Genomic DNA, 11,548 nt, shown 5'->3' with positions numbered 1-11,548 from the left:
ATCCGTTTTTGCGAGTTTCAGGGCGCGCCGACGAGGACAAACGTGCTCTCAGTATCGCCGTTGTGAATCGTCCGCTCAGCCGCAGGCGGGAGTCTAATTGCGTCGCCCGCTTCGAGGGACACCTCTTCGCCGTCAACCGCGACAGTAGCTGCTCCCTCAACGAGGACGTACACCTCCTCGTGGCCTTCGTCGGCATGATCGTGCGGTTTGCCGGTCCAGCCGGGTTCACAGTCGAGGATGGTGACGCCGACCTGCTCACAGTCCAGGGGGCCCCGGAGGAAGTGCATGGCGTCGGCGACCGGTTCCACGTGGGTGTAGTTGACTTTCGTGTATGACACATCCACTAGTGTCGCCGGCCGGCACAAAATAAGTTGTTGTGAATCCAAAAGGAACGGACGAAGGTGCGGATACCGCTCCCGCGCTGGGCATTACCACTGATTAGATGCGGCCCAGCGGCCGGCTAAACATCAATTGAATGCCGGGAGCGTTGCGTGCGGAAACACCCGGAATCATCACTTACTTGGTTGTCAGGAACGTATCACAGATAGCTTGGAAGGGTGGCTCAGTGGTAGAGCGCTACCAACCAACATGCCAGAATCGGTTGGTGGTTACCCCGCAAAGGGCTCCGCGTGGTTCAACTCCCGCCCCTTCCATTTTCCGTTATTCACTGTCAGCGAATGCAACCGGCTTCGGGTGTGTCACACTGGCGGATCAGGCCTAATTGTTGGGTTGTCTAGCAGTATTGCAACACCGTGGGGGCAGCCAATAGCTATGTGTGAGTCTCGGTGTAGGAGCCGATGGCTCACAGGAAGTGGAAAGGTAAGGAATGTGGGGGTGGGGGGTGGGGGTGGTGCGGCACCAGTATGGTGCCTATCTGGATTAACGGCGGGAGCTGTATAAAAAGCCACCGCCGGAATTATCAGACTTGATTTTCGGTAGAGCGTCAGCACCGGACACCACGCCATCAGTGTCAAGAACAACAGCGACATGTCGCAGTTCCGCCCAGTTACTTGTGGGTAAACAGCACGACGTTCCCGTCATTAATAGTCGTACAGAGGTCCATCTCGAAGTCGAGGTTGAGAGAGGTGAACTCCTGCTTGCAGACGACCATATCGTCGAACGGTTTCTCGCAGGACGGACAGGCCACGGCCGTCGTGTTCTGATAGGAAGCGATTGCCTCGTTGTCCTCGCGCGGCGTCAACGACGAGAGGAGTTCGTCAAAATCGTCCATGTTCGGGCAACCGCGGGCGCACGGCATAAATCATACGCCGCCCGGCACCGAGGTATTAAAGTTAGCTTGTGGTAATACAATTACAATGACTTCTCCCGGTGGCGGCACACGCTTCGCACTCGTCGCAGGAACCACAGAAACCGCTAGTCGAGCGGGTATCAGCGCCGCTGGAGCCGATCCCGAACTCATGTCAGTAACGCCTGCGGCGGATGCGGAGTTGGTGGCATACGGCAGTCCGGTCCGGACGAGCGTGACACCAGTCAGTCCGAGCGGCTGTCCAACGCCGGCGCTGGCGACACGGGCTGTCCGGGAAGTCCTGGGATTTGACGCTACGATTGTTGACGGCGGACTGGCGGAGCGAACGGGAGCGCCAACGGTCTCTGTCGGCGCGCGCCCGGGAAAGGACATCGCGGAGCAGGACCCAGTACCGACGGCTCACGGGGCGTTCGCGGCCGCCCGACAGCTCGGTCAGGCGCTCCCGGCCGACGAGCTCTATCTGGGTGAGACTATTCCCGGCGGGACGACGACAGCGCTGGGCGTCCTTCGGGCATTGGGCGAGAACGGGATGGTCTCCTCGTCCCTTCCAGAGAACCCCACGGAACAGAAAGAGAAACTCGTCACACAGGGACTCAAAGCCAGTTCGTTGTCACCGGGTGACGCCGCAAACGAACCGAAGCGGGCGGTCCGCCGGATGGGGGACCCAGTGCTGGCCACGCTCGCTGGGCTGACTGCAGGAGCTGTCGAGAGCGATACCGCCGTGACGCTGGCCGGCGGCAGTCAGTGTGTCGCCGTCGCTGCACTGGTCCGCCACGGCGGTTACGAGGGGCCGCTCGGTCTGGCGACGACGAGCTACGTGGCTAACGACGAGAGCGCCGACGTGCGAGCCTCGGCTCATCGGCTCGATCTCGACCTGACGGTGACGGACCCCGGCTTCGACCGGAGCGACCACGTCGCAATGGAGCGGTTCGTCGCCGGCGAGGCCAAGGAAGGGGTCGGGATGGGCGGTGCGCTGGCGCTGGCCGACCGCGCCGGCATCCCGATGGCAGAGGTCCGGGACCGCTTTGCGACCCTCTACGACGACCTGATCGGCGACGCCCCCGCAGCGACGGCCGAGGAGGGGCCGTGACGATGGATGGCGTCGTCCTCGCCGGCACAAGCTCCGGCGTCGGCAAGACCGTCGCAACGCTGGCGACCCTGACAGCGCTCGAAGACGCCGGGTATCAGCCCCAGCCAGCCAAAGCAGGCCCGGATTTCATCGACCCGAGCCACCACGAAGCGCTCGTCGACACGCCCTCGCGGACGCTCGACCCCTGGCTCGCTGGCGAGGACGGTATGTGCCGGACCTACTGGCGCGGCACGGGTGACATCTGCATCGTAGAGGGCGTGATGGGACTCTACGACGGGACGAAAACGTCGACGGCAGCCGTTGCCGAAGGGCTGGACCTCCCAGTCGTTCTGGTCGTGGACGCGAAAGCCGGTATGGAGAGCGTCGCCGCGACGGCACTGGGGTTCGCACAGTACGCCGACCGCATCGGCGTGGACATCGACGTGGCCGGCATCCTCGCACAGCGCGCCCACGGTGGCCGACACGCCGACGGCATCAGAGACGCACTCCCGGATGACCTCACCTACTTCGGCCGGATTCCGCCGATGTCGGACCTGGAGATTCCCGACCGCCATCTCGGGTTACACATGGGCTCTGAAGCCGGGCTCGACCGCGACGCGCTCGAAACGGCAGCGGAGACCATCGATGTCGAGCGGTTGGTCAACGTGGCCCGGACACCGCCAGAGGCCATACCCGAGGAGACGGCCCGCGACGGCTCAGCGACCGACCGCCGGGTCGCCGTCGCACAGGACAGCGCGTTCTGTTTCACCTACCCATCGACACTCGAACGGCTCCGGTCCGAGGCGGCCGTCGAACCGTTCTCGCCGGTCGCCGGCGACCCGGTCCCCGACGCAGACGCAATTTACCTGCCCGGCGGCTACCCGGAGCTCCACGGCGAGGCGCTCGAAACCGGCGGGACGCTCGACGAGATAGCCAGTCGCGCCACGGATGGCGTCCCGGTCTATGGCGAGTGCGGCGGCCTGATGGCGCTGTCAGAGTCGCTGACGACGACCGACGGCGACACCTACGAGATGGCGGGCGTCCTCCCGGCAGAAATTGAGATGCAAGACCGGTATCAGGCGCTCGACCACGTAGAACTGGAGGCGCAGTCAGATACCGTTGTGGCGGCGTCGGGGGAGCACCGCCGCGGACACGAGTTCCACTACTCCGCTGCGACCCTCGGCAGTGACGCGTCATTCGCTTTCGACATGGTTCGAGGCGACGGTATCGACGGCGAACACGACGGGCTGACCGAGTACAACACTGTCGGCACGTACTGCCACTGCCACGGAGAAAGCGGTGTGTTCGACCGTTTCCTTGCAGTGCCCTCGAAGGACAGCTGACAGAGGCCCGCCGTCGGACGCATGGCTGACTGCCCGCAACCTTTTTTTCGGCAGACAGCGTCGTTCTGATAATGAACGAGTTGCGCGACCTGCTCGGAGACCTGGTCGCAGACGTCGATGCCGTGTTCCTGTTTTCCCCGAACGCGTCGTTCTTCGAGGAGTTCGACGACATCGACGAAGAAATCGTCGTCGTCGGCCCGGAGAACACCCTCGATGCGGAGCCGTTCGTCGAGTTACCGATTGATTTCACCGACCTCGAAGGCCGTCTCCGCTTCGGTATCGAGGGCGCACTGGAGCAGGGCATCGTCGACGAGGGTGACGAGGTACTCTGCGTGACCGAAGTGCTGGACGGTGCCGAGAACACGCTCGTGCGCGTTCAGACCAACGATTTCTCGCCCTCCGGCGTGTACGACATGTTCGTTAACTCGCGGGCGGACGCGAGTGTCGTCCGCGACGTCTTCGAGGTCGCTATCGAGCTCGGAAAGAAAGGGCAGAAAGGCAAGCCCGTCGGTGCCCTGTTCGTCGTCGGCGACGCCGGCAAGGTGATGAACAAGTCCCGGCCGCTGTCGTACAACCCCTTCGAGAAGTCCCACGTCCACGTCGGCGACCCAATCGTCAACGTGATGCTCAAGGAGTTCTCGCGGCTCGACGGGGCGTTCGTCATTTCAGACGCCGGTAAAATCGTCTCCGCGTATCGGTATCTCGAACCCTCTGCGGAGGGCGTTGACATCCCCAAAGGACTGGGTGCACGGCACATGGCGGCGGGTGCAATCACCCGTGACACCACGGCAACGGCTATCGTCCTTTCCGAAAGCGACGGGCTCGTACGGGCGTTCAAAGGCGGGGAGCTGGTCCTCGAAATCGATCCCGAGGAGTACTGAGGATGCAGTTCGGCTTCGACTGGGCGACGATCGTCCGGCGGGTGTTCTCACCGCAGGGAACGTTCGTCTTTTCGCTCGTGGTACTGGCTGTCGGCATCGTGCTCGGCTATCTCGTCTGGCGCTCCTCGCGGCGGTTCATGCGCGAACTCGGCGTGCCGGAAGCAGTCGAAGGAACTCCCTTCGAGCGGACGGCGAGGGGGCTGGGCACGTCGACCGTCGGCATCGTCTCGAACCTGGCGGCGCTGTTTATCTACATCACGACGGTCACTGCCGTCCTCAACATCGCCCAGTTGACCGATCCGGAGCTGTACTGGGCCCGTTTCACGTCGTTTCTGCCCGATCTGTTTATCGCCCTCTTTGCCGTCATCATCGGCCTCATCGCGGGCGATAAGGCCAAACTCGTCGTCTCCGAGCGGCTGCGCAGCGTCAAGATGCCCGAGGCGACGGTCATCCCCGAACTCGTCAAGTACAGCATCTTCTATCTGGCCGTACTCATCGCGCTGGGGCAACTGGGCGTCGAGACCCTCGCCCTGCTCATTCTGCTGGCGGCGTATGCCTTCGGACTGGTGTTCGTCTGTGGGCTGGCTCTAAAGGACATCTTACAGGCCGGTGCGGCCGGCATCTACCTGCTCCTGACGGAGCCATACAGCATCGGCGACGAGATCGTTATCGGCGATCGGAGCGGCATCGTTCAGGAGGTGGATGTCCTCGTGACACGCATCGAGAGCGACGGCGAGGAGTACATCATCCCGAACAAACGCGTGTTCAACGCGGGTATCGTCCGCATCCGGAACTAGGGGGTCAGCTCCGCTCGGTCGACGCTTCATCCGAGCCCAGCGGTTCGGCCGGGACGCCGGCGACCGTCGTCTCCGGTGGCACATCGTCGGCGACAAGGGAGTTCGCCGCGACCTGTGCGCCCGCGCCGATCTCGACGCCGGGCAGGACAATCGCGCCCGCGCCGATCATCGCCCGTTCCCCGACGACGACCTCGCCGGTGCGGTACTCCGCCTGCAGGAACTCGTGACACAGCAGCGTCGCGTCGTAGCCGATGATGGCGTGGTCCTCGACGGTGATGAGCTCCGGCCAGAACACGTCCGGCGTCGACTCTAGGCCCCAGGCGACGCCGTCGCCGACGGTGACTCCCAAGCGGGACAGCAGCCAGTTCTTCAGTCGGAGGCTCGGCGAGATGCGACAGACAAGGATGACGACGTAGTTGACCATCACCCGGAGCGGGTGTTTGGCCTCGGGCCACGGGAACAGCGAATTGTACGGCCCGGGCGTCGGATGCTGGGTCAGCCGGTCGTGTCGTGGACCACTCACGTCCGTCGTGTACGGGGCCGCGGTAATCAAACCCGTCGGCTCCGGCGACGGTCCCGGGTACCAGCACCGCCGGAGCCGACAGCCGTTCGTCAGGCTCTCAGCGTTTCCAGAACGTCGGCGTCAGCAACACCATCACGGGGACGATCTCGATGCGGCCGATCCACATCAGCAGGACCATCATTACCTTGCTCGACCGGGCAAAGCCCTCGTAGGTCCCGTAGGGGCCGGCCCGACCAAAGGCCGGCCCGATGTTGAAAAACATCGATGCGGCGGCGCTGAGCGCTTCGAACTCGGTTATCGGCACGCCAGACACCTCGCCATCCACGACAAGCAAGAGCGTGCCGAAAACAAAGAACACCAGCGCGACCAGCGTGTAGGCGTACACGTCCCGGACAGTGTCTTCGCTCACGGCTTCGCTCCCCAGTCGGACCGGCCGGACGCTCTGGCGGTGAGCCGAGACGTTCAGGTCCCGCCAGAACGACTTGGTGACGATGAGCCAGCGCAGCGTCTTGACCGAGCAGGTCGTGCTCCCGGCCATCCCGCCGATGAACATCATGGCGAAGAGGAGGTTCTTGGCCCCGGCCGACCAGGTGTTGAAATCCGTCGAGGCGTAGCCGGTGGTCGTGACGATGGCGGCGGTCTGGAAGACGGCGTGACGAATCGACGCCCCGACACCGCCGATGGCCCCCTGGTCGACCACGAGCAGCCCGGTCACAAGCAGGGAGCCGGCAGCGAGAACCCCCAGGTAGAAACGGAACTCCTCGCTGTCCCGGAGCCGGTCGGTTTCACCCCGAACGAGTGCGTACAGTAGCACGAAGTTCGTCGCCCCGACGATCATGAACAGCGTCACCGCCCACTGAACGGCCGGTGAGAACGCGCCGACGCTCTCGGCCCGCGGGGAGAAGCCGGCGGTCGCGATAGAAGTAAACGCGTGCGCGATTGCGTCAAACAGGGTCATCTCGGGTGCGAGACCGCCGACACCCAACGCGTACAGTATCGCCGCTGCTCCTGCCGTCAGCCCTAGATACAGCTTGCCGAGGATACGGGCAGTCTCCTCGATACCTGGGGTGAGCTTCGTGACGTTCTCCGTCCGCGTTTCAGTCTCCATGAGCTGTGCGCCGGCGACCGAAAGCCGCGACAACACCGCCGTCGCGAGCAGGAGCACCCCCAGCCCGCCGAGCCACTGGAGGACCTGCCGCCACATCAACAGCGCCTGCGAGTGGGCGTCGAAGTCCCGGATGACCGTCGCGCCCGTGGTCGTGATGCCGCTCATCCCCTCGAACAGGGCGTTGACTGGGCTGGCGAACACGCCAGTTCCCTCAATGTACAGCGGTATCGCGCCGACGACGGCGATTGTGAGCCAGGACAGCGACACTGTCAGGAACGCCTCGCGGTCGGCGATGCGGTCACGCGGCAGGCGGGTGAGCGCCGTGCCGACGCCGAGCGCGATCGCTATCGCGACCAGATACGGGAGCGGCGACTCACGATAAATAACGGCGACCACGGTGGGAATCACCAGCGGGACCGCCAGCCACCGCAGAATCGCGCCGAGAACGTTCAGCGACGCCCGCACGTCGACGGTTGTCAGCGCCACCGTGGCTCACCACCTGTGGCCTGGTGTGTTCTGCCTGCTGGTGCCGACAGTACGGGTTCTCAGTCCGCGCTGCAGCGGATGTCGTCCATGTGGTCGATACGCTGCTGGACGAGGTCAGTCTTGCCGATGTCGTGGCGGACGCGAAGGCCTTCCGTGCCGGCCCGCTGGAGCGACGCCTCGGCGATGGCTTCCGCGTCGGCGATTGTTTCGGCCAGCCCCACGACGGCGTAGGACCGGGAGGTGGTCGTGTAAATGCCGTCCTCGCGGTCGTCGACGCTGGCGTAGAACAGCAGTGCCTCTGGGGCCGTCTCCGCGTCGTCGGACTGGTCGCGGTGGTCCGCGACGACCTCCGCGATGACGCCGTCGTCGATAGTCACCTTCGCGCCGGCGTCGGGGTCGGTCGGGTAGCCGTCCGGGACGGCGTACTTGCAGACGGTCGCCATCGGGCGGAACGAGAGCTGTGGCAGGGGTTCCTCGTCGCGTGCGGCGGTCAGCACGTCGAGGAAGTCCGTGTTGAGCACCGGCAGCGTGTTCATCGCCTCGGGGTCGCCAAAGCGGGCGTTGAACTCCACCACGCGCGGGCCAGTCTCGGTGAGCATGAACTGGCCGTAGAGGACGCCTTTGTATCCCTCAAGGGCATCGACCGTCGCACGGAGCACGTCGACGGCGTCCATGTAGTCGTCCTCGCTCATGAACGGCAGGTGGAGGCTGGCGTCGGAGTAACTGCCCATCCCGCCGGTGTTTGGCCCCTCGTCGCCCTCGTAGGCGCGCTTGTGGTCCTGCACCGCCGGGGTCACGCGAAGTTGGCCGTTGGCGACGAACGCCTGAACGGTGAACTCCTCGCCGACGAGGCGCTCTTCGAGCACGACGCGGTCGTAGTCGGAACTGCGGAGATACTCCTTGGCCTCCTGGGCGGTACACTGGTCGCCGATGACGCGGACGCCCTTGCCGCCGGTGAGGCCGGCAGGCTTGACCGCGAGATCACCGTCGTACTCGTCGATGTGCTCGCAGGCGGCGTCCATGTCCTCGAACGTCTCGAAGTCCGGACAGCCGGGGATGTCGTGTTCACGCATGAACCGCCGCTGGAACGCCTTGTCCGTCTCGATACGGGCCTCCTGCTCCTGTGGCCCGAACGTGTAGATACCGGCGTCGTCCAGCGCGTCGGCGACTCCGGCGGCGAGTGCCGCCTCGGGGCCAATGACTGCCAGCGTGGCGTCGACCTCCCGAGCGTACGTCGTCACGGCCTTCGGGTTGGTCGTGTCAAGTGCCTCGAAGCCGTCGGCAAGGGCGACGATACCCGGGTTCCGGTTCCCCGCACAGGCATAGAGGTCCGCGGGCGAGTCCGCGAGCGAGCGCGCAATCGCGTGTTCCCGGCCGCCGCCACCCACCAGCAGCACTGTCTCTGACATACCCGAAGGCCGGATTGGCTCTCACGTAAGTATTGTCTTTTCGCCGGTTTTCGCTGACTGCGACGGTCGTCTCCGTGTCGGTATGTCACTCGTGGCGGGCCGCTGGACGGATACCGGGGACTACTTGTTCCAGTCTCGTGACACCCGGTTGCATGCCCTCTACCCGCCCCTTTGTCGACCCCGTGACAGGAGAACTAAACACGGCCCTGATTCTCTCCGAAGCCGTTCCGCTTGCGAAGCTCATCGGCGTGTTCGTCGCCGGGAGCCTCGTTCCCTACACCATCGTGTTCTTCGGTTCGGAAAGCTCCGTACTGGGTGCGTTGCTAGCCCTCATCGGTGATTTTATCCTCGCAGTCGGAGCCGGAATCGTCCTGCTGTATGTCGTCGCTCGCGGTATCCAGCTGTCGAGCGAGTAGGTCCCGTCGGACCCCTTTTCACCGCGGCGCTCCCAGCCACAGGTATGAGCGACGCCACGGACCCGACAGCCCGAAACCGACTCGACGAGGCGGAGAGTCCGTATCTCCGCCAGCACGCAGACAACCCTGTCAACTGGCAGCCATGGGACGAAACAGCCCTAGAGGCCGCAAAGGAGCGAGACGTCCCCATCTTCCTCTCGATTGGCTACGCGGCGTGTCACTGGTGTCACGTCATGGAGGAGGAGAGCTTCGAGAACGAGGCAATCGCCGAGCAGCTCAACGAGCACTTCGTCCCGATCAAGGTCGACCGCGAGGAGCGCCCGGACCTCGATTCGGTGTACATGAGCATCTGTCAGCAGGTGACCGGCGGCGGTGGCTGGCCGCTGTCGGCCTGGCTCACACCGGATGGCGAGCCGTTCTACGTCGGGACGTACTTCCCGCCCGAAGAGAAGCGCGGCCAGCCGGGCTTTGGCGACCTGCTCCAGCGTCTCGCGGACTCGTGGTCGGACCCCGAGCAGCGCGAAGAGATGGAAAATCGCGCCCAGCAGTGGACCGAGGCCATCGAGAGCGACCTCGAAGCGACGCCGGCCGACCCCGAGGACCCCGCCGAAGACATCATCCAGACCGCCGGAACCATTGCCCACCGCGGCGCGGACCGTCAGGACGGCGGCTGGGGCTCCGGCGGCCCGAAATTCCCCCAGAATGGGCGGTTGCACGCATTGCTTCGGGCTCACGCAGATGGTGGGCAAGAGGACTACCTGAACGTCGTCGAGGAGACGCTGGACGTGATGGCCGACCGGGGGCTGTACGACCACGTCGGCGGCGGCTTCCACCGCTACGCGACGGACCAACAATGGGCCGTCCCGCACTTCGAGAAGATGCTCTACGACAACGCCGAGATTCCCCGTGCCTTCCTCGCCGGCTATCAGGCCATCGGCTCGGAGCGCTACGCGTCGGTCGTCCGGGAGACGTTCGAGTTCGTCCAGCGCGAACTCCAACACCCCGACGGGGGCTTTTTCAGCACGCTGGACGCTGAAAGCGCGCCACATAGCGAGTCGCGGAGCGACTCGGAACAATCGAGCGGGGAAAGCCCGCGAGACGAGCCCGGGGGTGAGACAGAAGAAGGTCTGTTCTACGTCTGGACGCCCGAACAGGTCCACGACGCCGTCGACGACGAAACCGACGCCGAGGTCTTCTGTGACTACTACGGCGTCACCGAGCGGGGCAACTTCGAGGGCGCGACGGTACTCGCCGTCCGAAAGCCAGTAGCAGTACTGGCAGAGGAGTACGAGCAAAGCGAAGACGAGATCACGGCGAGCCTCCAGCGCGCCCTGAATCAGACGTTCGAGGCCAGAAAGGACCGTCCACGTCCAGCCCGCGACGAGAAAGTGCTGGCCGGCTGGAACGGGCTGATGATTCGGACGCTCGCTGAAGGGGCAATCGTCCTCGACGAGCAGTATGCTGACGTTGCCGCCGACGCCCTCTCGTTCGTCCGGGAGCACCTGTGGGACGAAGACGAGCGCCGCCTCAACCGCCGGTACAAGGACGGCGACGTGGCCATCGACGGCTATCTGGAAGACTACGCGTTTCTCGGCCGCGGTGCGCTGACGCTGTTCGAGGCGACCGGCGACGTCGAGCATCTCGCGTTTGCGATGGACCTCGGACAGGCTATCACAGAGGCGTTCTGGGACGACGAGCAGGGGACCCTGTTTTTCACCCCGACCGGCGGCGAATCGCTGGTCGCGCGGCCACAGGAACTGACCGACCAGTCGACGCCGTCCAGCACCGGCGTCGCCGTCGACCTCCTGCTGTCGCTGTCTCATTTCAGCGACAACGACCGCTTCGAAAGCGTAGCCGAGCGGGTCCTCCGGACCCACGCCGACCGCGTCTCCTCGAACCCGCTCCAGCACGCCTCGCTAACGCTGGCGACGGACACTTACGAGCAGGGCGCGCTGGAACTGACGCTGGTCGGCGACCAGTCAGCATATCCGGGCGAGTGGGCGGAAACCCTCGCCGAACACTACATTCCGCGCCGTTTGCTGGCCCACCGACCAGCCGACGACAGCGAGTTCGAGCAGTGGCTCGACGCGCTGGGACTTGACGAGTCGCCGCCGATCTGGGCTGGCCGCGAACAAGTCGACGGCGAACCGACGGTGTACGCCTGCCGGAACTTCGCCTGTTCGCCGCCGAAACACGACCTCGAAACGGCGTTGGACTGGGGCGCAGAAACTGACGACTTGGCGTAAGGG

The 11,548-nt window shown here is 64.6% G+C and carries 11 protein-coding genes and 1 tRNA gene; 7 read left to right on the top strand and 5 right to left on the bottom strand.

Annotation, left to right across the window (positions count from 1 at the left end; translation table 11 throughout):
* Positions 1 to 17: 17 nt before the first annotated feature.
* Positions 18 to 338, bottom strand: a complete 321-nt coding sequence (locus tag C437_RS03870) for a cupin domain-containing protein (RefSeq protein WP_049919593.1) — start codon at positions 336 to 338, stop codon at positions 18 to 20.
* A 213-nt stretch (positions 339 to 551) separates the two neighbouring features.
* Between C437_RS03870 and C437_RS03865 the strand changes: the two genes are divergently transcribed.
* A tRNA-OTHER gene (locus tag C437_RS03865) sits at positions 552 to 653 on the top strand.
* 353 nt (positions 654 to 1,006) lie between these two features.
* Here the strand turns inward: C437_RS03865 and C437_RS03860 are convergent.
* Positions 1,007 to 1,231 (bottom strand): DUF7385 family protein, encoded by a 225-nt coding sequence (locus C437_RS03860; RefSeq protein ID WP_004515571.1) that lies wholly within the window; start codon positions 1,229 to 1,231, stop codon positions 1,007 to 1,009.
* 85 nt (positions 1,232 to 1,316) lie between these two features.
* On the opposite strand from C437_RS03860, the gene C437_RS03855 reads away from it, so the two are divergent.
* The 4 genes from C437_RS03855 to C437_RS03840 all read left to right on the top strand — a co-directional run bounded on the left by C437_RS03855 (position 1,317) and on the right by C437_RS03840 (position 5,357).
* Entirely contained in the window at positions 1,317 to 2,357 is a 1,041-nt protein-coding gene (locus tag C437_RS03855; RefSeq protein ID WP_004515570.1) for a nicotinate-nucleotide--dimethylbenzimidazole phosphoribosyltransferase, read from the top strand.
* Positions 2,358 to 2,359: 2 nt separating this feature from the next.
* Positions 2,360 to 3,679, top strand: a complete 1,320-nt coding sequence (locus C437_RS03850) for a cobyrinic acid a,c-diamide synthase (protein WP_004515569.1) — start codon at positions 2,360 to 2,362, stop codon at positions 3,677 to 3,679.
* 71 nt (positions 3,680 to 3,750) lie between these two features.
* Complete coding sequence (gene dacZ, locus C437_RS03845) at positions 3,751 to 4,560, top strand: diadenylate cyclase DacZ (RefSeq protein WP_004515568.1); 810 nt, start codon at positions 3,751 to 3,753, stop codon at positions 4,558 to 4,560.
* A gap of 2 nt (positions 4,561 to 4,562) precedes the next feature.
* Entirely contained in the window at positions 4,563 to 5,357 is a 795-nt protein-coding gene (locus C437_RS03840; protein ID WP_004515567.1) for a mechanosensitive ion channel domain-containing protein, read from the top strand.
* A 4-nt stretch (positions 5,358 to 5,361) separates the two neighbouring features.
* Here the strand turns inward: C437_RS03840 and C437_RS03835 are convergent, their stop codons facing one another.
* The 3 genes from C437_RS03835 to purD form a co-directional block, all read right to left on the bottom strand.
* Positions 5,362 to 5,910: an acyltransferase gene (locus tag C437_RS03835; RefSeq protein WP_004515566.1), complete on the bottom strand. Its 549-nt coding sequence runs from the start codon at positions 5,908 to 5,910 to the stop codon at positions 5,362 to 5,364.
* 67 nt (positions 5,911 to 5,977) lie between these two features.
* Positions 5,978 to 7,474, bottom strand: a complete 1,497-nt coding sequence (locus C437_RS03830; protein ID WP_004515565.1) for a TrkH family potassium uptake protein — start codon at positions 7,472 to 7,474, stop codon at positions 5,978 to 5,980.
* Between the two features lie 59 nt (positions 7,475 to 7,533).
* Positions 7,534 to 8,883, bottom strand: a complete 1,350-nt coding sequence (gene purD / locus C437_RS03825; protein ID WP_004515564.1) for a phosphoribosylamine--glycine ligase — start codon at positions 8,881 to 8,883, stop codon at positions 7,534 to 7,536.
* A gap of 152 nt (positions 8,884 to 9,035) precedes the next feature.
* Here purD and C437_RS03820 point away from each other — a divergent pair, with 152 nt between their 5' ends.
* Positions 9,036 to 9,299, top strand: coding sequence for a hypothetical protein (locus C437_RS03820; protein ID WP_004515563.1), 264 nt, complete (start codon positions 9,036 to 9,038; stop codon positions 9,297 to 9,299).
* 44 nt (positions 9,300 to 9,343) lie between these two features.
* Positions 9,344 to 11,545, top strand: a complete 2,202-nt coding sequence (locus C437_RS03815; RefSeq protein WP_004515562.1) for a thioredoxin domain-containing protein — start codon at positions 9,344 to 9,346, stop codon at positions 11,543 to 11,545.
* Positions 11,546 to 11,548 lie beyond the last annotated feature (3 nt).

The sequence above is a fragment of the Haloarcula vallismortis ATCC 29715 genome, assembly GCF_000337775.1.
Classification (GTDB): domain Archaea; phylum Halobacteriota; class Halobacteria; order Halobacteriales; family Haloarculaceae; genus Haloarcula; species Haloarcula vallismortis.
This window is presented reverse-complemented; position numbering and strand designations above follow the sequence as displayed.

Excerpts from the sequence above, each read along its gene's own strand:
- C437_RS03860 (WP_004515571.1), bottom strand. The coding sequence starts at position 1,231 with ATGGACGATTTTGACGAACTCCTCTCGTCGTTGACGCCGCGCGAGGAC.
- C437_RS03855 (WP_004515570.1), top strand. The coding sequence starts at position 1,317 with ATGACTTCTCCCGGTGGCGGCACACGCTTCGCACTCGTCGCAGGAACC.
- C437_RS03850 (WP_004515569.1), top strand. The coding sequence starts at position 2,360 with ATGGATGGCGTCGTCCTCGCCGGCACAAGCTCCGGCGTCGGCAAGACC.
- dacZ (WP_004515568.1), top strand. The coding sequence starts at position 3,751 with ATGAACGAGTTGCGCGACCTGCTCGGAGACCTGGTCGCAGACGTCGAT.
- C437_RS03840 (WP_004515567.1), top strand. The coding sequence starts at position 4,563 with ATGCAGTTCGGCTTCGACTGGGCGACGATCGTCCGGCGGGTGTTCTCA.
- purD (WP_004515564.1), bottom strand. The coding sequence starts at position 8,883 with ATGTCAGAGACAGTGCTGCTGGTGGGTGGCGGCGGCCGGGAACACGCG.
- C437_RS03820 (WP_004515563.1), top strand. The coding sequence starts at position 9,036 with ATGCCCTCTACCCGCCCCTTTGTCGACCCCGTGACAGGAGAACTAAAC.
- C437_RS03815 (WP_004515562.1), top strand. The coding sequence starts at position 9,344 with ATGAGCGACGCCACGGACCCGACAGCCCGAAACCGACTCGACGAGGCG.